We start from the raw sequence: 25,447 nt of genomic DNA, 5'->3' as shown, positions 1-25,447 counted from the left end.
ATGAATTTACTACCCGCAAAAATCGCGATCTATCCGACCATAAAGACATCATAACGTGTCGATTTACCCATAATCTGATGCGAAGGTTTCCTGATTCCCGCCAGAGGGTCTGCTTTGGCTGGCCACTTCAAGACCACGCGTTTTTCCGCAGCAGACAAGGCGACTTTCATCAACTCTTCTGCATCCGGATCGGCCCCGACAAAAGACCGCAAGACCCTCATTTCCTTTTTCACCAACGCTTTGGTCTTGCGGGGAGGGTGCATGGGATCGACGATCACAACTTCTGGCGCAAGCCCCGGCAAAATTTCCTTTGCATCTCCGAAAAGCAAGGTCATCCGCGCGATAATCTGTGCCACCTTCTCGTCAGCCTCCCGCGCCCGTGCCATCCCCTCCTCAAGCATGGCATGAACATCCGGCGAGCGTTCGATCAAGGTGACTTCAGCACCCAGTGAAGCCAGCAGAAAAGCATCCCGGCCAAAACCTGCTGTGGCATCGACAACGCTTGGTGTGCGCCCTTTGGTAAAACCCGCCGCCTTGGGCAGATCCTGTCCCCGTCCGCCACCAAAACGCAAGCGATGCCCGACCGCCCCGCCGGAAAAATCACAAAACAGGACTTCGGACTGATCTTCAACCTGATCTATGTGAACTGACTCTTCCCCGTTATCAGTCCTGCTTTTCCTGCCCACCGTGTCTGTCTCGTTTTCTATTAGAACTGAATGCTGCCTGTCTCGCCCATTAGAAAAACAATGAAAGCTTGCGAAACACTCGGCACATCCTAGTATTTTCTACGCGATAGCACTGCTTGGGTAAACTTCTTTAACGCCCGGAGAACAAACCGACAAGAACACCGCCGATCAGCTCCACCCCCTGTTAAATCTGGCGGTCCGGCTATACCAGAAAAGTCCGCGAGGACTATTGTGTTGCCTCCTTGGCAATCGCATCGAAAATCACATCCAGCTCTGCAGCCATGACATCAAGATCCGCACTGCCATAGGGAGCAAAAACCGCCGTCGGCTTCTGGTAGGTCAGGCTTGCGGAGCCATCGTCGTTCTCGGTCAGATAAAACCGGATCGGCGCTTCTATACCCGCCGGAAGGGAGGCTTCCAGCATACGGCGGGCAAAATCATTACGATAGACACCGACCACCATGTTGCCAGGAATGGTGATGCCCTGCCCGGCAGCGCCCGCACTTGCAGATGCCCGGGTGACAAGACCCATCTTGTTTTCCTTGATTGCTCTCTCCAGATCCGCAACCAATACAGTAAAGGCCTTATCGGTTTTGACCACAACCATGCCGTCCTGGGGAAAACCCTGATCAGCCAATGCTGAAGAAAAAGAAGATGGCGCCACAAGCAAGCCCAGCCCCATCAAAAGCCCGGTAACGAGAGACAACAGCCCACCCAGGGTATGAAGGAACGCATAACGACGCCGGATCATAAAGCTTCTCCTGTGTAAAATCTGGAACACTCCAGAAAGCGATTGCACCACAGCCCCTTCGCAACAACAACCATTCCTCACTCTATCGTGATCTCTCTATCCTGGTATCTTGGCCATAACATCTGACCGTTACATCTGGCTGTGTCTTCTGATCTGGACTTCTGGCGCTGCTTGTAACAACAAAGGGGTAACGGGCGCAGCAGGGTCTGGAAAAGGTTCTGTTGCAGAATCCGTCACAATTCTGCATTAATCGCGCTTGGCCCAGAGCAATGGGCCGCGGCATGACTTATTCTGGCTGTGTTCAGCCGGGGACAAAAAGGAACCCAGAGACAGATGACCATCGATTTGAAAAATCATATCCGCCCGGTTCCAGACTATCCCAAACCCGGCATTCTGTTTTATGACATCTCGACCCTGCTGGCCCACCCGGAAGCCTGGCACGAAACCATCGAGCGCCTTGCCGCCATCATTGCAAAAGAAAAACCCGACGTGCTCGCGGGTATTGAATCCCGTGGCTTCCTGCTCGCCGCCCCGCTGGCGTTGCGTCTGGGCCTGGGTTTCATCATGGTGCGCAAAAAAGGCAAACTGCCGGGCAAGACCATTCCCTATAGCTATGATCTGGAATACGGCAGCGACACCATCGAGATTCAGGAAGACGCCATCAAGCCGGGTCAGCGCGTGGTCATGCTCGACGATCTGCTCGCCACGGGCGGCACCATGGAAGCGGCCGTTGCCCTGCTGAGACAGGCTGGTGCAGATGTACGCATGGCCGCCTGCATTATCGAGCTGAACTTCCTCAAGGGCCGCGAAAAACTCGCCGGACTGCCCGTCACCACGCTGATCCAGTACGACGAATAAGGACCGATTGGTCCTCTTGCCTAATGGCAGTTGCGATCCCTGTAGATTTTATAACAATTCTACAGGGATTTTTTGTTCCTGGTTAAAAGGCGACAGTAGTTGCTAAAACTGGCTCAGGGATTGCTGCTCTTCTTCGCCACAGAAACTTTCGGCGAAAGCCAGAAGTTCCAGATCAGATCCTCTTGCCGCCATCAGACCCAGGCCCAGCGGACAGCCTTCGAGGGTGCCGAGCGGCAGGGTGACCTGCGGGCAGCCGCTCAGGCCTGCGGCAGAGGTCAGCGCCAATAACTTGCTGCGGTGGGCCGCAAGCGTTTCAGCCTCTTCCTTGATCCGCGGGGCAATGCCGGGAGCAGAAGGCAGGCAGAGTAATGCTTTTTCTGGCAATAGCCTGTTCAGTCGTTGGACGAAAAGCGTCCGTTTTTCCTCCGCTTCGGCCACCTGTTCATCAGTGATGGTTGCGGCCCAGTCGAGGCGTTGCTGAATATCCGGGGAAATACGCGGTTTGACCCGTGTCATCCAGTCGCCATAGGCTGTCCAGATTTCCCGGCCCTGCAGCACCCGGAAAATATCGGCCAATCCGACCAGACCACCCGAAGCCGGATCAGCGGGGGCCTCTCCTTGCGGATAGAGACTGGAGACAGAAAGGTTATCCGGATTAAGCGTAATATATTCCGCCTTGCCCAAGCGTTGTTCCAGCCGTTCCAGATGCGGTTTCAACGCACCGCGCGAGCGCAGATCAAGACAGTCAAAGGCATCGACCGCGACCAGAAGCTTTTCCGGTTTTTTATCTGTATCCGCCTTGCCATCAAACAAAACCTCCCCCACCAGATGCAACAACCAGGCATCGCGGGCAAACCAGCCAACGGTGTCAAAACTTTCAGCCAGCGGCAGCACCCCGGCGCGGCTGATCCGGTCATGGCTGGGGCGCAGGCCAAAGAGGCCGCAATAACTGCCCGGTACCCGGATAGAGCCACCTGTATCAGAGCCCAGAGCAAAATCCACCAAGCCACCCGCAACAGCTGAGGCCGAACCACTGGAAGAACCACCGGGAATACGTCCCGGCGCTTCCGAATTGGCGGGTGTGCCATAGTGCATATTCTGGCCGTTAAGGCTGTAGGCAAATTCGTCTGTGATGGTCTTGCCGATCACCATAGCCCCGGCATCGAGAAGTTTCTGCACCACTTCGGCATGAAGCTTGGCCGGGCGGCGGCGGCTCTGCCAGTCAGGGTTCCCATAGCCGGTAACATAGCCCTGAAGATCAAAGATATCCTTGACCGCGAAACCAAAACCCTTGAGCGGTCCTTTTTCAGCCCCCTCAAAAGTCATGTTTCCACCGGGGACAAAAGCACCGAGGCTGTCAAACATGGGGTATCCCTTCCTTACACGACACGCAAGGCCGACACAGCAAAACAACTCGGCAAGCTGAACAGCCTCATTCTAGCGGGTTTAATGGCAGCAGACTTATATAAAAGCACCACACCCGGTTATCTTGGGGATAGCCTCCTCTGACCAAAGCCGCAAGCCGGTTTTTTACCTAAGCCCATAAACAGCAGCCCGATCACATCTTCAGATCTTGGTGGAATCCTGATTCTCGGGATCCGTTGGTTTTGCATCAGGGGACGTATCGTCCTGATCTTCCCAATCATCCTTTTGTTTACGCCGGATGATAATATCGCCGTTTTCTGTGATCACGGGCATTTCATACTGCGGGATGGCATCGATTACCAAAGAGAGTGATTTCATCATCAGCTCCAGGCTCTCCCGGGCCATCTCTCCCGGGCTCTCTTCTTCCTGTGCCTGTGCGGACTGCAAAAGCAAGGGAGAAACCGCAAGCCCCAAGGCAAAAAGCACAGCAGGAAGAGTCGATAAACACCAGCTCCTTGATTGTTTCATAACCCCAGACATCACGATCCTCCATTTACCAAACATTGCTTCCAGACTACACCTGAACCAACCCGGACGGTCCACCCGACAGAAGCCTTTTTTCAGAAACACTATAAATCGGGCGAAAGTCAGGCAAAATTGGGAGCTTTACCTATTTACGGCATTATTTCCCGATAAATCTGCCCCCCGTTTTCCCTCCTTTGAAACTTTACCCCTCAGCCCCGGCATGTCAGAAATAATAGTGACGATAAAGCCAATCAGAACAAACAAGCCAGAACGGGGGCAGATGTCAGCAAAAGAAAGTACTCACTCCGGCATAGCAAAGTTTGGTGCTGTCGCCTGCGGGCACCCGGACACCGCTGCAGCAGCAGAGGAAATCCTGAGGGATGGAGGCACAGCTTTTGATGCCGCTCTGGCGGCGCTTTGTGCTTCTTCCGTCGTCGAACCCGTGCTTTCTTCTTTTGGCGGTGGCGGCTTTCTTCTGGCCAAGGGTGCAGACAATCACCAGACCCTGCCGGGCCGAAGCCGTCTCTATGATTTTTTTGTCGACACACCCCGGCACCGTCGCCCCCTTGACCAGATCGACTTCACCCCGATAACGGCCCGTTTCAAAACCACAGAGCAGGAATTCCATATCGGTCTGGGCGCGATGGCAACACCGGGACAGATCCGCGGTCTTTTTACCATCCACCGGGAGCTTGGCAGCCTGCCCATAACCCGGATTATGGAACCGGCAATCCGACTGGCCCGCGAAGGCACCCGCCTGCGCCAGACCGAGGCTTATCTGTTCGAGATCATTCAGCCAATTTTCCTTGCCAGAGCAGAAAGCCAGGCCATTTTTGCCAAGCGTCCTGATTGCCTGTTGCAAGAAGGAAATTTGTTACAACAGCCAGAGCTGGCCGGATTTCTGGACGCTCTGTCCCATGAAGGCGAGCGGCTGTTTTATGAAGGCGAGATCGCCAGCCAGTTGATCAGGGATTGCCGGGATCAGGGGGGACTTCTTACCCTCTCAGACCTTTCAGGCTATCAGGTGAAAATTCGCAAGCCTTTCTCCCTGACCTATCGCAACTGGCAAATAGATACCAACCCGCCTCCCTCGGCTGGCGGCATCCTGATTGCATTTGCTCTTGCCCTGCTCCAGGAAGAGTCCTTTGCCCCTTCCGGCTTTGGTACAGTCAGTCATCTGGAAAAACTTTCCCGCATCATGGCGCTGACAAACAAGGCCAGAGTTGAAAGTGCCCTGCACGAAGCGGCCTCAGAACAGGAAGAAAAAGACGCCGCACAAAAACTGTTTTCTCCTCCTTTTCTGGAACGCTACCGCCGTGAAGTTGCCGAACATCCTCACAACCCGCGCGGGACCACTCATATCAGCGTGCTCGACAGCAAGGGAAACCTCGCCAGCCTGACTCTGTCCAATGGCGAGGGCTGTGGCTACATTCTGCCCGGCAGCGGTATTATGATGAACAACATGCTGGGAGAGGAAGATCTCAATCCTGCAGGTTTTCACAACTGGCCCACGGGCAGCAGGATTTCCTCGATGATGGCCCCCTCGCTCGCCCGTGGACACCAGGGGCAACTTGCAGTCCTGGGTTCAGGCGGATCAAACCGGATCCGGACCGCCATTCTTCAGGTGTTGATCAATCTGATTGAATACGACATGGATGCCGCAGCCGCTGTCACAGCCCCCCGTCTGCATGTGGAGCGCGGTCTTGCCAGTATCGAAGGAGGATTTGATGCCGATGAATGTAAGCAGTTCATCGCCACTTTGTTGGAAAACAAAGCCTGTTCTCATCGCCTCTGGCCTGGACGAGATCTCTTTTTCGGTGGTGTTCATACTCTCAGCCGTACGGGAAGCGGGCAGGTCAGTGCCGCCGGAGACCCGCGCCGAGGCGGTATCGCCAAGGTGATATAAAAGATCCGGAACCGATTTGGTCAGAGTGACAAAACACAAAAAGGGGCGCAAAAGCACCCCTTTTTGTGTATCGCTTCAATCTCAGGCCGCTTCGGAAGACGAAGAGGATGAAGATGAGGAAGAAGAAGAAGACGAAGGTGTGGATGAGCGTGAGCCCCCGCCACCACGACTGCTTTTTGTAATATAAGCCCGGGCACAATGTTCTGCACAATAGGGCTTGCTTGGTACTGCCGGCGCTTCACAGAAATGGAAGTCTGCATCACCAGGATCACCAATCGGCCAGAGACACTTCGGCCCTTTGCGCTTTTCAAGCGCACCACTGAAAAGGCGGCGATCCGCCGCGTCAAGACTGGCTTTACGCCGGGCCTTGGCTGGTAGAGCCGTGTCTTCGGCCTTGGCAGTCGCCGCAGCTTCAGCAGCCGTGACCGGTGGCGGAGGAGCGAAGCCAACAGATTTTGCCGCCGGAGCGGGTGCCGGTGCAGCTGCCGGTTTCGGAGCTGGAGCAGCAGGGCGAACAGCCGCTTTAGGAGCTGGTGCCGGTTTAGCTTTTGGTGTTGCAACCTCGGACTGCGCCGGAGTTTTGGCCGCAGCTGCCGGTTTGGCAACCTTTGGTGTCTGAGCCTTGGCAGCGGTATCTTTTTTCGCTGTCTCGTCTTTTTCACCCCGTTTGATAGGGGAAGGTCTGGCTGCCAGTTTCATCCGGTGTGCCTTACCAACCACAGCGTTTTTGGAAACGCCAAGAAGTTTACCTATCTGCGAAGCACTATGGCCTTCGGACCATAGTTTTTTCAGAAGCTCAATGCGCTCTTCTGTCCAGTTCATCTAGACTGCCTTAACGAGTGGAAAGGATTCAATTATCGAAGCAGAAAACCAGCATATCCAGTCTCTGCGAATGACGGGATACCATATAGAATGACAAAGCCCGAGTCGAGTCTCACATCCGAAATATCTGACAAAACCTTTTTCTACAGGGAACAAACTATATTGTTTATCCACGATCAGAAATTTCCTGCTTCAAACGAAGGGTGACGGCTACCTGTTTGCCCCGGCCTTGTCAACCAGCTGTTCATCCATGCGGCCTGCTTTTTCATCAGAACTATACAGCGCGAACAGCAGAATTCGGGCAGACATCGGTGCCATCCCGGCCAGGTTTGATCAACCAGACGTGATCCCCAAAAAAACTCGACAGCAGGTTATTCGATCGCCCCGGTCGCCAGAATTTCTTCACTTCCGGCTTCAACAGTCGTAATTCCGTTTTCTTCTGGAGAAGACGCCTCCAGTGATGTCACCTTGTCAGTCAGTGTTTCCATCAGGATCTGGCGGATCATGCCGTTTGGCTTCAGGCCGCTGTCTTCCTGAAAGGCCTTGACGGCTGCCATGGTTTTGGGGCCGCTTTTCCCATCGGCCGTACCTTCCAGATACCCAAGCACGATCAACAGTTCCTGCGCTTTCTGAATATCTTCTTCAGGCAGTTCAATACCGGAGAAATAACGGGCAATCGAAACATGCCCGGCTTCTTCGGCCATATATTCTGCATTCTGTCCCGCACTGTCCACCTGATCCACATTGGCCCCGGTTTTTACCATCAGCTTGACCAGATCAGCATCTCCGGCAACCGAAGCCGCCATCAAGGCCGTCATGCCCAGACCATCGGTAATTTTTTGATCGGCACCGGACTCAATCAGAAAACCTGCGACAGAAGTATGACTGTTCAGGGCAGCAAGCATCAGCGCTGTCCAGCCATCGACATCCTGGCTATTGATATCAAATCCGGCTTCAACCATTTCCTTGATGACCGGCGCATCACCAGCCTCGGCCGCTGCAAACCACTGTTGTTCCAGCCTGGCGATCTCGTCCGTAACTGTTGCCTCTGTCTCGGCTGGCAAGATTGGTTCCCAGCTGTCCTTGAGCGTTTCGGCCAGCTGAACTTCCTCGTCGGTGAATCTCTCGGCCAGCTTTTCTTTCTGCTTGCCTGCCTCGACTATATTCTGGTCAGAGGCCAGAGCAAAATAGAGATAAGCGACAATCTTGTCTTTTTGCACCCCGCGCCCGGCAAGGTAGAGCTGCGCCAGCCCAAGCTGGGACTGAGGGTCCCCCTGATCAGCGCTCACCTGCCAATAGCGATAGGCTGCCGCATAATCCTTGGCATCATAGGCCTTCTGCCCGGCATCAAAGTCAGCCAACGCCAACACCGGGTGCAAGAACACCAGAGATATCATGAAGATCAGGCGCAGAAAAAAGACACGCCCGCCGTCAGTTAACTTCATTTACAACACCAAGAAATATTTCACACAACACTGCGATACAAGCAAAACAGGAATAAAACGACATCCCCTCTTATCGTGAACAAAACCCTGCCCTCTTGACCAGAGATCAGTTCCATTCCAGCGCCCATATTACAGAGATTTACGCCAGGCTCAAGCCGTTGCGTAATCTTCAGGACAAGGCTATACAGCTTTGATATTTTTATGGCAAAAAAAAGACCTTCGAATCAGCCTCTTGCCTTGTAATTATCCCTGAAGAAAACTTCTGATCACTCGAAAAGAGACCCCATGCAAAAGAAATACTGGCGGATTGGCGCTTTGGTCCTTCTTGGAGGGGTGTTTTTTATTGCCTATCGCCTTGTTATTATTGCCCCCCAAGAAACAGAAGAGGATAACCGCCAGGTCATCCGCGAGACCATCGGGGCCTTCGGCTCTCTCACCGCCCGGGGATTTGACCAGGTTGAAATCCTCTCCTCGCGGGAGATCCGTTTCCTCGCCAGCGGGGAACAGGAAGCCCAGGAACTCGAGGTCAGCCTGCAGGAATTCTGTGCGCTGCTCAGCAAAAACAGAGCCGGGAAAGACCCCGCCCCAGAAAGAAATAATACGGAAATTCAACTGAGCTATCATCATCGTCAAATTCCTGCCATTTCTGGTATCTATCTCTGTAAATAAACCATGAAAGCAGAGTGATCTTTTCGATGACATCCAAAGAAGAAATCCAGATCGGGACCGGCAACTGTGATGATCCTGTTCAGGTCGGACAGGCGCCGATCGGGGTGTTTGATTCCGGTTCGGGAGGGCTTACTGTTTTACAGGCCTTGCGCAGTTCCCTGCCTGAACGGGACTTTATCTATCTCGGCGATCACGCCCGCGCGCCCTATGGCCCAAAATCTGGTCCCGAGATCTATGACATGACCCGGGAGGGGGTCGATTTTCTGTTCAACCAGGGCTGTCGTCTGGTCATTCTTGCCTGCAACACCGCCTCGGCCATCGCCCTGCGCAAGCTGCAACAGGAATGGCTGCCCAGCCGTGCGCCAGACAATCGTATTCTCGGTGTACTGGTGCCGATGGTCGAAGCCATTACCGACCGCCCCTGGATCCGCTGGGAACAGCATCCGCAACAAGATCTGGAAGGCACCGTAGCGATTTTTGCCACCGAAGCCACCGTCCGCAGCCAGACCTATGTGGTCGAAATCAACAAGCGTGCCCCCCGGCTCAAGATCGTCCAGCAGGCCTGCCCCGCGCTTGTTCCGGCCATCGAAGGCCGCGAAGGTCCCGAAGCCCTGCGCAACCTTGTGACAGGTTATGTCAGCCAGTTGCTGGAACAGAGCCCGGAATTGCCCAGCTGGATCATGCTCGGCTGCACCCACTACCCTCTGCTGAAAGAACTGTTTGACGATGCCGCGAAAGGCCTGACAGGAAAACAGATCCCGCTGCTCTGTCAGGCGAGTATTTCCGCCGACAGCCTCGGCGATTACCTCCACCGCCACAGCCACCTCGCCAGTCTGCAACACAGCATCAAACCCGAAGATAACCATCCGGCGGCCCGGCTGCTCTACACCACTGGAGACCCAAAAGTCATCGCCACTGCAACCGAAGTCTTTCTGCCCGTCAGCGCAACCGAAAACGGGCAGCAGGAAAACTGGCAACAGGCGCTGTTAAGCTGACTCAGACTCAGGCTGCGTCGTGGAAGATCAGACCCAGTGTATGGCGTTGTCCACTGCGCAGGCGGCTGACGCCGTGGCGCATGGTGACACGGTAGCTGCCGCGGGTGCCCTGTTTCGGGCGATGACGTACCGGAAAGATCACGGCGTCCCCCTGATACAACGGCACGACTTCGGCACGGGATTGCATGCGCGGGCGTTGTTCGGTCAGCACCAGTTCACCCCCGGTAAAATCCTCATCAGGTTTTGACAAAAGACAGGCAACCTGAAGGGGGAAAAGCAGCTCGCCATAGACATCCTGATGCAGGCAGTTGTAATCGCCAGCCCCATATTGCAGCAGCAGCGGCGTCGGTTTGTGCTGCCCGGCCTGATGACAGCGTTCCAGAAAATCAGCCAGCTCGACCGGGAAACGCGCCTCAATTCCCATGGTGTCGTGCCAGCTGTTGGCAATCGGCGCCAGCACCCGGTAAAGATCCTGGCGCAGTTGCGCGATGATCGGCGGCAGGGGATAGGCATAGTACTGATATTCACCCTGCCCAAAGCCATGGCGCGCCATCACCACCCGGCTGCGAAATTGCTCTGCCTGCGGGTAGCCGCTGGACAGATCCCGACAAACCTCGGCCGACAGCAACCCCGGCAGCAGGGCGTAGCCATCTCTGTTCAGATCCTGCGCAATATCTGTTGTTGAAAAGCGATCCCCGCTGTCCGATCTGGTCGCAGAGTGCTGGTTTACGACTGCTTCGTCCCTCATGCCGCTGTTCCCGCTTCGCGTTCAAGCAGGCTGCGCTTGCGCTCGATGCCCCAGCGATAGCCTGACAACGCCCCATCGTTGCGCACCACGCGGTGACAGGGAATAGCAACCGCCAGATGGTTGGCAGCACAGGCCGAAGCCACCGCTCGCACCGCCTTGGGCGCCCCGATTTTTTCGGCAACCTCCGAATAGCTCACCCTTGTACCCAGCGGGATTTCGCTCAGCGCCTGCCAGACCCGCTGCTGAAACGCCGTGCCCCGGATATCCAGTGGCAGATCAAGCCCAACCCGAGGGTCATCAACAAAGCCGATCACCTGTGCGACCCACTGTTCGAACGCGCCCTCCCCGCCCCTGAGCGTTGCCTTGGCAAAACGGTCCTGCAGCTCGTGCACCAGCACTTCCGGATCATCGCCCAGCGATATGGCACAGAGCCCCTTTTCGCTGGCGGCAACCAGAATAGAGCCCAATGAACACTCACCCAGAGCAAAGCGGATTTCCATCTGCTCGCCGCCTTTGCGATAGGTCGAAGGTTTCATGCCCAGCAGCTTTCCAGTGTTGGCATAAAACCGCCCGTTCGAGTTAAATCCGGAATCATAGATTGCTTCGGTAATACTGCCACCTTGTTGCAGTTCAGCGCGGACCCGTTCGGCCCGCTGTGCGCTGGCATAGGCTTTGGGTGTCACCCCGACCAGCTGTTTGAACACCCGGTGGAAATGAAAGCGGCTCATCCCAGCGACTTCCGCCAGCGCCTCAAGATCGGGCAGTTCCTCGGCCTCGGCAATCAGACGACAGGCTTTTTCCACCGCCTGTGCCTGACGGACTTCGCGTTTTTCCTCATTGGGACGACAGCGTTTGCAAGGGCGAAACCCGGCTTTTTCTGCCGCCGCACAGCTGTCGTAAAAGGCGACATTCTCCCGTCGCGCCAGACGCGCAGCACAAGAGGGGCGACAGTAAACCCCGGTGGTCAGCACGGAATAGAAAAAGACGTCATCCGCCGCCTTGTCCCGCGCGACAACGGCGGCCCAACGACTGCTTTCATCAGAAAAACCGGAGGTCTTTTCCAATAGTCTCACCTGTGATCTGTCACTCATTGTCTGCGTCTCCTTATTCCACTTCCCTTTGTCGGGATCGCCATAAGGATGACACTAGATCGCGGGTCCGAGCTGCGAACTCCGAATCTTGCGCTTGAATTCATTTTCCCCTGAAACAGCCGAACACGCCACCCCGATCTTGAGCCTTTGTTCAACGTCGGGGAAATTACGGATTACCGGACAAGAACCGGAGTTTTCTTCTCCTCTTCTACCTCCAGTCTGCAGCAACGCCATATCGGCACCAACCAATCTGACAAAAGGAACTCATCAGATGAACAGACTGGAAAATCGGGTCGCAATTATTACCGGGGCAAGCTCGGGCATTGGTCGGGCAACCGCCCTGCTCTTTGCATCCGAGGGAGCCAGAGTTGTGGTCGGCGCCCGCCGTCAGAACGAACTGGACACTCTTGTTACAGAAATCAAAGACGCAGGGAGTCAGGCAGTGGCCATAGCCGGAGATGTCAAGGACGAGGCCTATGCCAAAGCGCTGGTCGAAACCGCAACCGGGCTTTACGGCGGACTGGATATTGCCTTTAACAACGCCGGAACACTCGGGGCCATGGGACCGACAAGCGAGGTTACCCTCTCCGGCTGGCATGATACGCTGGAAACCAACCTCACCTCGGCTTTTCTCGGATCCAAGCACCAGATCCCGGAGCTGCTCAAAAGCAGAAACGCTTCTTTGATCTTCACCTCGACCTTTGTCGGTTACAGCGCGGGCATGCCCGGCATGGCCGCCTATGCCGCCGCGAAATCCGGCCTGATCGGCCTGACCCAGTGCCTTGCTGTCGAACATGGACCGCAGGGCCTGCGGGTCAATGCCCTGCTGCCTGGCGGCACCGACACACCTATGGGCAGGTCTGTGGCTTCTGACCCCGATACGGAAGCTTTCATCAAGAGCCTGCACGGCCTCAAGCGTCTGGCAGAGCCGGAAGAGATTGCCCGGTCAGCGCTCTATCTGGCATCGGATGATGCCAGCTTTGTCACCGGCACCGCCCTGCTGGTTGATGGCGGTGTTTCCATAAACAAGACCTGACAGAAGAATTGTAGGCGTATCAATTGGTACGCCTACAGTTGTGTTAATCCCTTTACGTTTATTCTGCGCCAACATTTTCTTGTCTGGAGAAATAAGCTGATAACCTATGTATCAGTCTTTCATGGCAAAGATTGTTCAAAGAAATAACAACACTTTTCTAAATCAAATTCATAATCAAATTGGTCCTTAAAGAAATGCGCTTCAAGTTGGCCTATCGGGTAAGAATCATACATAGGATTATCAGAATCAATCTTAAATAATTTCTGATATACAGATATGTCCATATAGGGAAGATCGGTTTCTCCGAGGAGTTTTTCATCCTCATTCCTAAAATATATTATGTATTGTCTCAATGTTACTTTGGGCATTTTCTCGTATGTATCCAACTGAGCATCACACTTTCGGACATCATATTTTAAAGGTTTCTCAAGTCACCTTCCGTCTGGCATCAACGGCTTACCTTATCATCCAATATAATTGGGGAGACAGGTAATACCCACAGTTGCACGAGGGGAATAAGTTGAGTGAGCACAATTATACAATCAATAGCCTATGGGACTATAAAAATGAGAAAAATTGATTAAACAGAACTATTCAAGCCTTATATCCCTTATTGATTTATCCTAGGCGAAACGTTTGGCCCCGGTCACGCAAAGCGCCACGGCAGCAGCAACCAGAACCATTGCCCAGCCCACGGTTTCCTGTAACAGAACTGCCGCCAGAACCAGACCGAAAAACGGCTGCAGCAACTGCAGTTGCCCGACCGCCGCAATACCGCCCTGGGCCAGTCCCCGGTACCAGAAAACAAAGCCGAGCAGCATGCTGAACAGCGAGACATAGGCCAGCCCGAACCAGGCAAGCTGTCCTTGACCGGCAAAAGATTCAGGACGACTGACATAGGTCAGAGGCAGCGTAATCGGCATGGAGAGCACCAGTGCCCAGCTGATGACCTGCCACCCGCCCAGCCGACGCGACAGCCTGGCCCCTTCGGCATAACCAAGGCCGCAGACCACAATCGCCACCAGCATCAAGGCACAGCCGATCAACGCCTCGGGAGACAGGGGCCCTGCCGAAGTGACACCGGACAGACTGAGGGCAAAACCGATCACCAGCCCACTGCCCAGACAGGAGAAAATCCAGAAGGCTGGACCGGGCCGCTCATCCCCGCGCAGGATGCCGAAGATCGCCGTCATCAAAGGCAACAGCCCCACAAAGACAATCGACTGGGTGGTCGGAATGTATTGCAGTGCATAGGCGGTTAACAGGGGGAAACCGATAACCACGCCGAACGAGACTACAATCAGGGAAACCAGATCGCCTTTCACCGGACGCTTCACCGCAAAAGCCTTCAAGACGACAAGCGCCAGCAACGCGGCAATACTCGCCCGCGCCAATGTCAGAAACACCGGATCAAAATCTGCCACCGCTATTCTGGTCGCTGGCAGGGAACCACTGAAAATCAGCATCCCGATAAAACCGTTGATCCACCCGCTGTTTTTGCTGTTCATCTGAAAACCGCTTTCTTCTGTCAGTGTCACCTTTACATCCTGCGCTCGGCCATAAGCCTCACCGCAGTTGTTACACCATCGTCTATAACTTGCTCCGGTGCTTCTCCCCAGATACAATCCAGTACAATTCAATCAAACTGTACTGGACACAATAGCAGTACAAAGCAGGAATAAGCCGCCGTGAAAATCCAGGAAACCTTACCTGAGTCAACAGATACCCTGGTGGTACAGGTCATGCAGGTGATCCGGCAACGCATCGCCGGGCGCAGTCTGGCCTCTGGCGAAAAGTTGCCTTCGATCCGCCATCTCGCCGACAGACTGCGGGTATCAAAATCGACGGTTGTCGAGGCCTATGACCGACTGGTGGCCGAAGGCATCATCCAGCCCCGGCGGGGATCGGGTTTTTATGTCACAACCCAGCTTCCGCCCCTCAGTCTTGCCGAAATCGGGCCGAAGCTGGACCGCGCGGTTGATCCCTTCTGGGTGTCCCGGCAATCGCTTGAAGCGGACGAGAGTTTTCTCAAGCCAGGCTGTGGCTGGTTGCCTCCCGACTGGATGCCCGAAGAAAGCCTTCGCCGCGGCTTGAGAACCCTCGCCCGCAGCAACAGCGCGATCCTGACAGATTATGGTTCTCCCTTGGGGCTTCCCGCCCTGCGATCCCTGCTCGCCCGACGGATGGATGCTGTTGGGATCGATGCCAGCCCAGATCAGATCCTGTTAACAGAATCAGGCACACAGGCCATTGATCTGCTCTGCCGTTTTTTACTTGAACCCAGCGATTGTGTGCTGCTGGACGATCCCTGTTATTTCAATTTTCACGCCCTGTTGCGGGCGCATCGGGTCAAGGTTGTCAGTGTCCCCTACACCCGCAACGGCCCGGACCTGGACCTCTTTGAACAGGCCCTGAAAAACCATACGCCCCGCCTTTACATCACCAATTCAGCCCTGCATAACCCGACCGGGGCAAGTCTGTCTCTCCCCGTTGCTCACCGTCTGCTCAAGCTGGCGGAACAGCACGATCTCAGGATTATCGAGGACGACATCTTTGCCGATTTCGAACAGGCCCCAAGCCCGCGCCTTGCTGCGCTAGACGGGCTGGAGCGGGTGGTCCACATCGGCAGTTTTTCCAAAACGCTTTCAGCTGCTGTACGTTGCGGTTTTATCGCCGCGCGCCCGGAATGGATTGAAAACCTGATCGACCTGAAGATCGCCACCACCTTTGGCAACGGGCACTTCTCGGCGGAGCTGGTCCTCAACATTCTGCAAAACGGCAGTTACCGGAAACATATGGAAGAACTGCGCAAGCGTTTGTCCCAGGCCATGAAACAGACCAGTGACCGCCTGGGTAACCTTGGTATCATCCCCTGGATCGAACCCGGTGCAGGTCTGTTTTTGTGGTGCAGCCTGCCCGAAGGACAGGATGCCGCAGATATCGCCCGCAAAACCCTTGCCCAGAATATCATCCTTGCCCCCGGTAATGTTTTCAGCCAGTCCGGCAATGCCAACAGGTTCCTGCGTTTCAATGTCGCCCAGTCGCTTTCCCCGCGCCTGTTCGAGGTACTGGTAACCGCCCTCGCCCGCTAATCATCCAAAGCCGGACCCTGCAAATTGTTTCACTGGGAACTCCCAAGAGGACAAAGGGCCCATTTCCTGATGGAAATGAGCCCTGTACCATGTTCAGATCACTTGAAAAGTCAGGAAGCCAGAATGTTCCTGAACTGCCAGGGATCGCTGGTGTCGATCTCTTCGTTGAAATGATCCCAACGGGTCGAAAGTGGGGTCCAGTCGGTGTAATGTCCTTCGACCGGGCCAAGATAGGGTCGCTGCACTTCAAGACAGCGCTTGTGATCCATCTCGTCAGTCTCGACAATCCCGGCTTCCGGGTTTTCCAGTGCCCAGACCATGCCAGCCAGAACCGCCGAGGTGACCTGCAGGCCGGTCGCGTTCTGGAACGGTGCCAGAGTACGGGCCTCCTTGATCGAGAGGCGGGAGCCATACCAGTAAGCGTTCTTGGCATGGCCATACAGCAGGACGCCCAGCTCGTCCACACCATCGACGATCTCGTCTTCTGACAGAATTTTCATAACCTTCTGCTGCGCACCCGAGCCAAAGATCTCGTGCACACTGAGAACGGCCTGATCACAGGGATGATAGGCATAGTGACAGGTCGGGCGATAGTCAGGTGTCGCTGCATCCCCGACCGTATAGTAGTCAGAGATCGAGATTGCCTCGTTGTGCGTCACCAGAAAACCATACTGGGGGCCAGGTGTCGGGCACCAGGTATGAACCCGGGTCAAGGCACCGGGATAGGTGATATAGATCGCGGCCTGACAGCCCTTGTCATGTTTGTGGGCATTTTCCGGCATCCACTTTTCATGGCTGCCCCAACCAAGCTCAGCAGGCTGGAAGCTCTCGGAAATGAAGCCCTCGACCGACCAGGTATTGATAAAGGTACCGATGGGTTTTGGCTCGCGCACATACTGGGTGTCGCGCTCGGCAATATGGATGCCCTTGACGCCAAGGGACTGCATCAGGCTGGCCCAGCCTTCACGGTTCTGTGGCTGCTCACATTCCTGCCCGGTGTCCCGCGCGATATGCATCAGCGCTTCCTTGACGAACCAGGACACCATGCCCGGGTTGGCGCCACAACAGGAAACGGCTGTGGTTCCACCGGGATTGGCCCGCTTTTCAGCGCGCACAGTTTCACGCAAGGCATAGTTGGTACGCTCGGCCGGGGAAGCATCTTCGTTGAAGTAAAAACCGGGCCAGGGTTCGACCACCGTATCGATGTAAAGGGTGTTCAGATCCCGGCAGTGTTTCATGATATCGAGAGAGCCGGTATCGACGGAGAGGTTCACACAAAAACCCTGTTTGTCACCAGAAGTGTTGGCGGCAAAAAAGCCATCAAGGATTTCGCGGTAATTGTCTTCGGTCAAAGACTTCTTGTGAAACTTCACCCCGCGCTGGGCCAGAAAGTTTGCATGCTCATCCGAAGGATCAATCACATGGATCATATGGGAATCGTATTCAAAGTGGCGTTCGATCAGGGGCAGAACCCCGCGGCCAATAGAACCGAACCCGATCAGAACAATGGGACCGGAAATTTTTCCATATACTGGGTATGTCATGATTTTTTGCTCCACTGCCCTCAAGCTGCGTGATCCGTTACGCAAGACAGATTCTAATGTTACGCCCAAGTGCAGCCATGCCACGGAGGTATCGGATCGCGGGAGGTGGCAATACCGCAAAAATCTTTATCCTGTCATCACACGCCCGACAGAAACCTGCTGCTCACAGACCCTGCATTACCCGGCGGCAACTCTGGCGACGCTTGGACCACAAGCAGGCAACAATTGCAAGATTTTGCTGCCCCGGAAATATAATTTCAACAGCACAACCACAGTTCATTAAATGTAATTTTCTTTCTTTTTTTCACACTAATGAAAAAATGTGTTTGTTTTTTCATTTAATTCTGCCTTTATATTTCCAGCAAAACAAACCCTGATCACTTCGGGGAGCAGAATACAGGAAACAGCTTGAATGGCGCGGCCCAAGGCAGAAAACACTCTTGAAGAAGAATCCGTCACTCTGGGGCAACAGATCCGGGATCTGCGCAAAGCCAAGCGCATGTCCGTGACGAACCTGGCAGAAAAAATTGGCAAATCAGTTGGTTACATCAGCCAGATCGAACGGGGCATTTCAGCGGTTTCCATTCCCATTCTCAACAAGATCTCCGAAGCACTCGAGGTTCAGAACTCCTGGTTCTTTCACGGTACCGCTGTCGCAGACCCGACTGAACAAGCCCATGTTGTGCGTAAACAAAACCGCCGCAAGCTGAATTTTACCGGCACAGGCATGGTCGAGGAACTGCTTTCCCCTGACCTTGGTGGCGACGTCGAGATGATCATGGGGACCTTCCAGCCCGGTGCCGCCACCGGAGAGATCCAGATCGCCCGCGAAGTGGTTGAAGAATCCGGATACGTCGTCAGCGGCACCATTATCGTCGAGATTGCCGATAAAAGTTTCACGCTGCATGCAGGCGACAGTTTCAAGATCAACCGCGGCGAGTTTCACCGTACCCACAACCCCGGGCCAGAGGTGGCAGAAGTCATCTGGATCATGTCTCCTCCGTTTTACTAGGCCCGTTTTATTACCCCGTTTCATGAAGCGCCACGATCAAAAAAGAACAAAATCAGACCTGACAACAGGCCGTAAACCAGAAACCAAGCAGAAGTTTTCAACGCCCTTGGCGGGATCAGCCCCCAAGGTTTTGTTACAGGATCAAAAGATGGCTACAGAACACCCCTCAACTGCCCCCGCTGCAAAAAAACTTCCCGCCCACGCCCAAGTTGTCATTATCGGCGGCGGTGTCGTCGGCTGCTCTGTGGCCTATCACCTGACCAAGCTTGGCTGGAAAGACGTTGTGCTACTGGAACGCAAACAGCTGACCTGTGGCACCACCTGGCATGCCGCCGGGCTGGTCGGACAGCTGCGAGCGACAGAAAACCTGACCAAAATGGCGAAATACACCGCCGATCTCTACAAAAACCTCGCCGCCGAAACCGGGCAGGAAACCGGGTTGCGCCATACGGGATCGGTCTCTGTCGCCCAGACCATCGGACGGCTGGAAGAACTCAAACGCGGCGCTTCCATGGCGCGGAATTTTGGTCTGGAAGTCGAGGTCATCACCCCGGAACAGGTGCTTGAGCATTACCCCATCGCCGATGTTTCCAACATCATTGGCGGTGTGTACCTGCCCGGTGATGGCCAGACCAACCCGATCGATACAACCCAGGCCCTGGCCAAGGGCGCGCGCATCGGTGGTGCAACCATCATCGAAGGCATCAAGGTTGAAGATGTGATCACCGCTGGTGGCAAAGTTACCGGAGTAGTCACTGATCAGGGCGAAATCACCGCCGAGGTCGTGGTCAACTGTGGCGGCATGTGGGCGCGACAGATCGCCAGAAAAGTCGGCGTCAATGTGCCGCTACATGCCGCAGAACACTATTACATCGTCACCGAACCGATTGCGGATCTGCCAAAGCTGCCAACCTTGCGTGATCCCGATGGCTATAACTACTACAAAGAAGATGCCGGCAAGCTGTTGATCGGCTGCTTTGAACCCAATGCCGTTCCCTGGGGCCACAAAGGCATTCCCGAAAGCTTCTGCTTTGACGAACTGCCAGAGAACTGGGACCAGTTCACCCCCGCTCTGGAAAACGCCATGGCGCGTATACCCCTGCTGGAAAGCGCCGGGATCCACACCTTCTTCAACGGCCCGGAAAGTTTCACCCCCGACAACCGTTTCTATCTGGGTGAATCGCCAGAGCTGAAAAATTTCTATGTCGCCGCAGGCTTTAACTCGACCGGTATCCAGTCTGCAGGGGGCGCGGGCAAGATGCTGGCCGACTGGATCGTGCGCGGTCACTGCCCGGTTGATATGTGGGATGTGGATATCCGCCGCGTCCAGCCCTTCCAGGGCGGTGACAAGTACCTTTACGATCGCACCACCGAAGCCCTTGGTCTGCTCTATGAAATGCACTGGCCTTACAAACAGCCCAAAACCAGTCGCAACATAAAACGCTCACCAATCCATGACCGTCTGGAAAAAGCCAATGCCTGTTTCGGCGAGATGGCGGGATGGGAGCGGGCCAACTGGTTTGCCCCCGCAGGCGTCGAGCCAAAGTACGAATACTCCTGGGGGCGTCAGAACTGGCATGAGTACTGTGGCGCCGAATGTAAAGCTGCCCGTGAAAACGTCACCCTGTTTGACATGAGCTCTTTCGGCAAGTTCATGGTCCAGGGCAAAGACGCGGTCAAGGTGCTCAACAACATCTCTGGTGCCAACGTCGATGTTGCCAACGGCAAGATGGTCTACACCCAGTGGCTTAACGAACGCGGCGGGATCGAGGCGGATCTGACCGTCACCCGGCTGGAAGACAACAAGTTCATGGTCCTGTCATCCGGCGGCACCCAATACCGTGACTGGAATTATCTGACCCGCAATATTCCCGAAGACAGTCACTGCATCGCCACCGATGTGACTTCGGGCTATGCCCTCTTCGCGGTGATGGGACCGAACAGCCGCAAGCTGCTGAACAAGGTCACCCCGACCGACCTGTCTAACGAAGCTTTCCCTTTTGGCACCTGTCAGGAAATCGATCTGGGCTATGCCCGCATTCTGGCCGGACGCATCACCTATGTCGGGGAACTGGGCTGGGAGCTTTATATTCCGAGCGAGTTTGCCATTCATGTCTACGACACGCTGATGGAAGCTGGGGCAGAGTTCGACCTCAAGCCCGGCGGCATGCACGCGGTCAACACGCTGCGTCTGGAAAAAGGCTTCCGCCACTGGGGTCATGAAATCTCTGACGAGGAAACCGTGCTCGAAGCCGGGCTTGGATTTGCCGTGGCCTGGGACAAACCGGGCGGCTTTATCGGCCGTGACGCCCTGCTGGCACAAAAGGGGAAACCCTTGGGCAAGCGTATGGTCTCGCTCAAACTCGATAATCCCGATGCGATGATGTATCACAACGAACCGATCTATAAAGGTGACAGGATTGTCGGCAAGGTCACTTCGGGCATGTACAGCCACACATTGGGCACCACCATCGGCATGGGCTATGTCCACAACGAAGCCGGTGTTACTGCGGACTGGATCAGTGAAGATGACTTCGCTGTTGAAATTGCCTGTGAGCGTTTCAAAACCAGCCTGTCACTGAAACCGCTCTACGATCCAAAGGCAGAAAGGGTGAAGGTCTGATCAGATCAGCCATGGGCCAGCCAGTCCACACCTTCACACCTCTGCCAGATTATGGGGATCTCCCCTGCTGGTTTGTAGAGCCCAGTCGGGCCTGAAGCCCGGCAGTTCCACCCCTGTCTTCAGCCTCCAAACGGGGACAGGGGTGGCGACTGTTCAAGTCTGGACCAACTGCCGCAGCAGCCTTCGGGCTGTTGCGGTATTTTTCTGATAGAAAAGATCAGGAACAACACTCGATAAAATATTACGCAGAGCTTGCTGCTCTGATCACCAACTCAGGCGGGTTCTGTCAAGTTCAACCTTGCTGACGGGCCATCGCACTCGCCACGCAGGATTCGACAAAACATCCCTGGCTTTCCTCTTTTGCCAAAGCCGGTTTTGCAGACGCCTGGTTTTTTGATTTCTCACCCGGATTTTCAGCAAAATCACCCAGGCAGTACTCCTCTGGACGCAGTAAAAGAACCGGCAGGTTTCTCAAGAGTCGATATTCATTACTGCTCATGGCAGACACGGCGTCGAGCGCGGTTAACAAAGCCCGACTTTCCTTTACACCTGCCACCATACCTTTTATCTCCGACTTTGTTCGGGACAACTGACTTGCGCCCGGCCCCGTCCCCCTGACAATACCTTCGCCCATCAGTAGCAGGGCAAAGGGTAATTCACTGAATCCCACCCGGATTTTGACCAACAACCAAAACTGGATTGAGCAGGTTATGTGGCATCCAGGTTGACTTACCACCCCAATCAACTAATAAGTGTGTATACTAAGAGAAACATCCACCAAGACAAACCCTAGGAAATAAGGGTACTGTTTTTTGTAAATAACTGCGTTATTTTCTAATCGAGCAATCCCAACTCTTGAGCCCGACGAACAGCCGCCGGACGAGATTGAGTACCAAGCTTGTGCAAAATTCCAGTGATAAGCTCGTTAATATAAGCCTCTGACTTATCAAGCGCCGCAGCAATTTCTCTCGAAGACATCCCGTAAGAGGCCATGGTCAGAACTTGTTTCTGCCGGTATTTCAACTGAACATTTTGATCATTGAAAATATCAAGTGCCACTTGATGGAAACATTCAGAAATAACTTTTGCATAGGCCATTATCCCGGCAGGCAGTTCTTTTAGGTTTTTGTTTTCTTTCGTTCTGGCAGCTGCAATCGTCATAATGGCTTTTGCCTTTGCATCTGACTTCAGGGGGGTCGTCAGGCCATTAAAGATTCCATAGCTTGCCGCTTCATCAAAAAAAACCTGATGCTCCCCTGTAAACTCCGGCATACAAGCGGACCAGAAAAACGTGTCATTTTTATTGAATGCCTCGACAAAGACCGGATCAATCTGGTCGTACCCCTTCTGAAAATAGACAATTTTCCAAGCTTCACTAAAGGTGTAAATTGACACCTCTACCGCTACACTGTTTTTTGTAAAACGCACGTAGGCGAATTGTTGAAAGCCAAGCTTGTGAATAACTTTAGTAAATGTTTCGCGTAAGTCAGGCGTGGTTTTACACCTTTTCAGCTCCGTAACAGACCAAACCAGATCCGCGTATTTCATACCATATCTTTCCACAAAAAAAGAGAACGCCTCACCCTATATTGCTAGGGTAAGGCGCGACAAGTGATAACGTGACGAATCACTCGTTAACCGAGATTTTTCAACCGATTATTCTAGCTGGCAATTTTATAGTTTTCCGGAAAAACACTACTGACAACAGGTTGAAAAAGTACCGGTTCCCAAAATTCAGCCTTTTCTCTGACAGCAAGCAAAGCATCAACAGAGATTTCTCCAGCGATTGCCACCGCCTTGATTTCCTTCTGACCGTCAATCTGTCGTTGTGGTTCACCAAGACGTTCATAGGGCCAGTTGGCCCGCTTGACCAAACGCTCCATCCGCAAATCCGTCACGGTAATGATTTTACTCAAGCCCCGCGACAGACCAAACTCGATCATGGCCAGAAACAGTTCATAGGTCGTTCTGGACAATTCCGCCTCCCCCCGGCTACGGAGCAGGGCAGTATCGACAGAAAAGCGACTTGATTCCATGATGTCCTGGGAAGCGGGACAGGCCCTGCCAGACAACAAGGCGGGAAAGGTATCCCGCAACATATTCGCCCCCATCGAGGGCAGAAGCCTGACACAGGCAGAGACAGTACCGTCCCCCTCCTGTTTGATCAGATAGGTCGGAGACTGGTCATCGTAACTGTCTCGCTCCATCTGGTTTTCCCCCGGGACCCAACCCAGACGTTCACAGAAAACCCGATAGCGCAGCGCAAACATAGAGTTGATCTGACTTTTAAAATTGCTGTGCTGTTGAGGATCAATTTGGAAAAACATTTTTCTCTCCTTTGGTTTACAAGAGAGAAAAATATACTTCAGATTAAACCAGAGGTTACATTCCAGATATAATGCAACAGTCGTGCTTACTGTTAAACGGACACGCCATCACCCGGCACCCTGGTCCTCGACACTTCTCGGTAGAGATAAAGTTCCGCCACAACCAGGTTGATTACCCAGGCCGCCCAGGACTGGATAATATAACCCGTCATGAAATCATAGCCCAACGCCGGAGCTATCGGCAGACCAAGGCGCAGGGTAATCGCCGCAGCTGTCAGAGCAAAAGAGCGGATCATCCAGCGGCGATGTTCGGCGTAGCGTCCGGCCCACACAGTCTGATACCCCTTGCCCGTGACATAGAGCCAGATCAGCGCCAGCGTGGCAAAACCCGCCACCGCCACAGGTCCAGCCAGAGTCGTCCAGGCAACGATAAAGCCACCAACACCACCCAGCAACACAGCCATCATGTAAATGCGCCCACTCCAGCGGTGCAGCCCTGGCCAACGATTTCGCAGAGAACCCACAAACTGCCAAGGGCCGATCAACAAGGCGATCAGGCTGCCCAACACATGCGCCAGAAACGCAGGCTTGTGAGCATTGAAATTTTCCATGATTTCGGGCCCCACATGCGGGGGATCAGGCAAAAGGAAACGGGTCGAGAGCAAGGCGATGACCGTTGCCGATACTGTCAGGATCAGCCAACCGATTTTTTTCCCAATCCGCCAAAGCCGGATTTGCCAGATCCATATTTATCCGAGCCAGATCTATCCATCTCTCGCCCGTTTGCTGCCGTTTCCCCAGTTCCGGGGCGGTTTATCTGGTCACCCTGCAGTGCCATCTGCGCATCTCCTCTTGCTTGCTTCCTCCCTTTCGGGACGCGAATGCACTAGAGGATTATCCAGTCCTGGATATTATTCCAGATCATATCTATTATATTTATCATGAACAAAACTGATAATAGTGATGTTGACCTGAACTTGCTCAGGATATTTCAGGCCATCTATGCCGAGCGCCACATCACCCGTGCCGCCGAACGTCTGGGCATGACCCAGTCCGCCGTCAGCCACGCCCTGCAACGCCTGCGCCACAGTCTGAATGACCCGTTGTTTATCCGGGCAAAAAACGGGGTCGAACCCACGGCCCGTGCAGACGAGATCATCCTGCCCCTGCAACAGTCCCTGAGCCAGATTACCCGGACCCTGCAACAGCCTTCCTCTTTTGATCCCGCGACCTCGCAGCGGCATTTTCATTACGGTCTGCCTGACCACGCCGTTGCCCGCTATGCCCCGATGATCCTGAAACGTTTTGCCGAACAGGCGCCGGGCCTTGCCCTCAGCCTCTATCACGAGCCCCTGCCCCGTCTGCTTGATATGATCGAGGACCAACGCATGGATATGGCCGCCTGTGTCTGCCGGGAACTGCCGCCGCGCTTTCGCGCAGCCCGCCTGTTCAAAAGCCGTCATCTGGTCATCGCCGCCCACAGTCACCCGGAAATTCAGGGGTCACTCTCGCTGGATCAATACCTTGCCGCCCGCCATATCATCTATTCCGGCAGCGGAAAACACGACAGTTATGTTGACAGTATCCTGCAACAACTGGGACATAAACGCCACGTCGCCGCCTCAATCGCCAGCCACATGGCCAGCCCGGTGATGGTCGCCGACAGTGACCTGATTGCCACCACAACGATGGAGCTGGCCGGCCCCTTTATCGAACGCTATCAACTCCAGCATTTCGAAGTCCCGTTTGCCATCCCCGACATCGAGGTCCAGCTGATCTGGCACCAGCGCCACGACCGCGACCCCGGCCATATCTGGCTCCGCGACCTGACTTTCGAACTGACGCGGGATGTGTAAGAAAAAAATATCGAACACTCTCACCCGCCGCAAAATCACCTTATTCCTGCCCTGATACGCGCCACGGTTGCTTTTACTGTCTCCGGCAACAGAGAC

Annotated in this window: 25 protein-coding genes; 9 read left to right on the top strand and 16 right to left on the bottom strand. The window is 54.4% G+C overall.

From position 1 onward, the window contains the following. Positions 1-29: 29 nt before the first annotated feature. Both O4H49_RS01840 and O4H49_RS01835 read right to left on the bottom strand, forming a co-directional pair. Positions 30-686: a class I SAM-dependent methyltransferase gene (locus O4H49_RS01840; RefSeq protein ID WP_269421702.1), complete on the bottom strand. Its 657-nt coding sequence runs from the start codon at positions 684-686 to the stop codon at positions 30-32. A gap of 226 nt (positions 687-912) precedes the next feature. Continuing rightward, positions 913-1,437, bottom strand: a complete 525-nt coding sequence (locus tag O4H49_RS01835; protein WP_269421701.1) for a DUF302 domain-containing protein — start codon at positions 1,435-1,437, stop codon at positions 913-915. Positions 1,438-1,776: 339 nt separating this feature from the next. Between O4H49_RS01835 and O4H49_RS01830 the strand changes: the two genes are divergently transcribed. Next, on the top strand, positions 1,777-2,295 hold the full coding sequence (locus tag O4H49_RS01830) for an adenine phosphoribosyltransferase (protein WP_269422271.1): 519 nt from the start codon (positions 1,777-1,779) through the stop codon (positions 2,293-2,295). Between the two features lie 102 nt (positions 2,296-2,397). On the opposite strand, the gene O4H49_RS01825 is transcribed toward O4H49_RS01830, so the two are convergent. Together O4H49_RS01825 and O4H49_RS01820 are read right to left on the bottom strand one after the other, a co-directional pair. Next, positions 2,398-3,660 carry an amidase gene (locus O4H49_RS01825; protein ID WP_269421700.1) on the bottom strand — a complete coding sequence of 421 codons (1,263 nt, stop codon included), beginning with the start codon at positions 3,658-3,660 and terminating at the stop codon, positions 2,398-2,400. A 201-nt stretch (positions 3,661-3,861) separates the two neighbouring features. After that, positions 3,862-4,200 carry a hypothetical protein gene (locus tag O4H49_RS01820; protein WP_269421699.1) on the bottom strand — a complete coding sequence of 113 codons (339 nt, stop codon included), beginning with the start codon at positions 4,198-4,200 and terminating at the stop codon, positions 3,862-3,864. A gap of 265 nt (positions 4,201-4,465) precedes the next feature. Between O4H49_RS01820 and O4H49_RS01815 the strand changes: the two genes are divergently transcribed. Next, entirely contained in the window at positions 4,466-6,091 is a 1,626-nt protein-coding gene (locus tag O4H49_RS01815) for a gamma-glutamyltransferase (RefSeq protein ID WP_269421698.1), read from the top strand. A gap of 81 nt (positions 6,092-6,172) precedes the next feature. On the opposite strand, the gene O4H49_RS01810 is transcribed toward O4H49_RS01815, so the two are convergent. Next, complete coding sequence (locus tag O4H49_RS01810; RefSeq protein ID WP_269421697.1) at positions 6,173-6,913, bottom strand: GcrA family cell cycle regulator; 741 nt, start codon at positions 6,911-6,913, stop codon at positions 6,173-6,175. Positions 6,914-7,284: 371 nt separating this feature from the next. Continuing rightward, complete coding sequence (locus O4H49_RS01805) at positions 7,285-8,358, bottom strand: ankyrin repeat domain-containing protein (protein ID WP_269421696.1); 1,074 nt, start codon at positions 8,356-8,358, stop codon at positions 7,285-7,287. Positions 8,359-8,643: 285 nt separating this feature from the next. Between O4H49_RS01805 and O4H49_RS01800 the strand changes: the two genes are divergently transcribed. Continuing rightward, a complete protein-coding gene (locus O4H49_RS01800) occupies positions 8,644-9,027 on the top strand; it encodes a hypothetical protein (RefSeq protein ID WP_269421695.1) in 384 nt (127 codons plus the stop codon). Positions 9,028-9,053: 26 nt separating this feature from the next. Then, complete coding sequence (locus O4H49_RS01795) at positions 9,054-10,022, top strand: glutamate racemase (RefSeq protein WP_269421694.1); 969 nt, start codon at positions 9,054-9,056, stop codon at positions 10,020-10,022. 7 nt (positions 10,023-10,029) lie between these two features. Here O4H49_RS01795 and O4H49_RS01790 read toward each other — a convergent pair whose 3' ends face one another. Continuing rightward, positions 10,030-10,770 (bottom strand): 2OG-Fe(II) oxygenase, encoded by a 741-nt coding sequence (locus O4H49_RS01790; protein WP_269421693.1) that lies wholly within the window; start codon positions 10,768-10,770, stop codon positions 10,030-10,032. After that, positions 10,767-11,861 carry a bifunctional DNA-binding transcriptional regulator/O6-methylguanine-DNA methyltransferase Ada gene (ada, locus tag O4H49_RS01785; RefSeq protein WP_269421692.1) on the bottom strand — a complete coding sequence of 365 codons (1,095 nt, stop codon included), beginning with the start codon at positions 11,859-11,861 and terminating at the stop codon, positions 10,767-10,769. Before ada ends, O4H49_RS01790 begins: the two co-directional genes overlap by 4 nt. Positions 11,862-12,132: 271 nt before the next feature. Between ada and O4H49_RS01780 the strand changes: the two genes are divergently transcribed. Next, positions 12,133-12,897, top strand: a complete 765-nt coding sequence (locus tag O4H49_RS01780; protein WP_269421691.1) for an SDR family oxidoreductase — start codon at positions 12,133-12,135, stop codon at positions 12,895-12,897. A gap of 119 nt (positions 12,898-13,016) precedes the next feature. Here O4H49_RS01780 and O4H49_RS20620 read toward each other — a convergent pair whose 3' ends face one another. Beyond that, positions 13,017-13,265 carry a DUF7683 domain-containing protein gene (locus O4H49_RS20620; protein WP_419715204.1) on the bottom strand — a complete coding sequence of 83 codons (249 nt, stop codon included), beginning with the start codon at positions 13,263-13,265 and terminating at the stop codon, positions 13,017-13,019. 255 nt (positions 13,266-13,520) lie between these two features. Beyond that, the gene (locus tag O4H49_RS01775; RefSeq protein ID WP_419715203.1) at positions 13,521-14,435 is read right to left on the bottom strand and encodes a DMT family transporter; all 915 of its coding nucleotides are present in this window, start codon (positions 14,433-14,435) and stop codon (positions 13,521-13,523) included. Between the two features lie 150 nt (positions 14,436-14,585). On the opposite strand from O4H49_RS01775, the gene O4H49_RS01770 reads away from it, so the two are divergent. Next, on the top strand, positions 14,586-15,989 hold the full coding sequence (locus O4H49_RS01770) for a PLP-dependent aminotransferase family protein (RefSeq protein WP_419715202.1): 1,404 nt from the start codon (positions 14,586-14,588) through the stop codon (positions 15,987-15,989). Positions 15,990-16,099: 110 nt separating this feature from the next. On the opposite strand, the gene O4H49_RS01765 is transcribed toward O4H49_RS01770, so the two are convergent. Next, entirely contained in the window at positions 16,100-17,533 is a 1,434-nt protein-coding gene (locus O4H49_RS01765) for a homospermidine synthase (protein WP_269421690.1), read from the bottom strand. Between the two features lie 412 nt (positions 17,534-17,945). Here O4H49_RS01765 and O4H49_RS01760 point away from each other — a divergent pair, with 412 nt between their 5' ends. After that, positions 17,946-18,545, top strand: a complete 600-nt coding sequence (locus tag O4H49_RS01760; protein WP_269421689.1) for a helix-turn-helix domain-containing protein — start codon at positions 17,946-17,948, stop codon at positions 18,543-18,545. A 148-nt stretch (positions 18,546-18,693) separates the two neighbouring features. Beyond that, positions 18,694-21,168 carry a GcvT family protein gene (locus O4H49_RS01755; RefSeq protein ID WP_269421688.1) on the top strand — a complete coding sequence of 825 codons (2,475 nt, stop codon included), beginning with the start codon at positions 18,694-18,696 and terminating at the stop codon, positions 21,166-21,168. Between the two features lie 292 nt (positions 21,169-21,460). Here O4H49_RS01755 and O4H49_RS01750 read toward each other — a convergent pair whose 3' ends face one another. The 5 genes from O4H49_RS01750 to O4H49_RS01730 form a co-directional block, all read right to left on the bottom strand. Then, positions 21,461-21,697: a hypothetical protein gene (locus O4H49_RS01750; protein ID WP_269421687.1), complete on the bottom strand. Its 237-nt coding sequence runs from the start codon at positions 21,695-21,697 to the stop codon at positions 21,461-21,463. 305 nt (positions 21,698-22,002) lie between these two features. Beyond that, complete coding sequence (locus O4H49_RS01745; RefSeq protein WP_269421686.1) at positions 22,003-22,716, bottom strand: helix-turn-helix transcriptional regulator; 714 nt, start codon at positions 22,714-22,716, stop codon at positions 22,003-22,005. A 113-nt stretch (positions 22,717-22,829) separates the two neighbouring features. Beyond that, complete coding sequence (locus O4H49_RS01740; RefSeq protein ID WP_269421685.1) at positions 22,830-23,495, bottom strand: acyl-homoserine-lactone synthase; 666 nt, start codon at positions 23,493-23,495, stop codon at positions 22,830-22,832. Positions 23,496-23,587: 92 nt separating this feature from the next. Continuing rightward, positions 23,588-24,106: a DUF2306 domain-containing protein gene (locus O4H49_RS01735; RefSeq protein WP_269421684.1), complete on the bottom strand. Its 519-nt coding sequence runs from the start codon at positions 24,104-24,106 to the stop codon at positions 23,588-23,590. 83 nt (positions 24,107-24,189) lie between these two features. After that, positions 24,190-24,333, bottom strand: coding sequence for a hypothetical protein (locus O4H49_RS01730; RefSeq protein WP_269421683.1), 144 nt, complete (start codon positions 24,331-24,333; stop codon positions 24,190-24,192). Positions 24,334-24,436: 103 nt separating this feature from the next. Between O4H49_RS01730 and O4H49_RS01725 the strand changes: the two genes are divergently transcribed. Next, positions 24,437-25,351 carry a LysR family transcriptional regulator gene (locus O4H49_RS01725; protein WP_269421682.1) on the top strand — a complete coding sequence of 305 codons (915 nt, stop codon included), beginning with the start codon at positions 24,437-24,439 and terminating at the stop codon, positions 25,349-25,351. The last annotated feature ends 96 nt before the right edge of the window (positions 25,352-25,447 follow it).

It is taken from the genome of Kiloniella laminariae (assembly GCF_027214005.1).
Taxonomy (GTDB): domain Bacteria; phylum Pseudomonadota; class Alphaproteobacteria; order Kiloniellales; family Kiloniellaceae; genus Kiloniella; species Kiloniella laminariae_A.
This window is presented reverse-complemented; position numbering and strand designations above follow the sequence as displayed.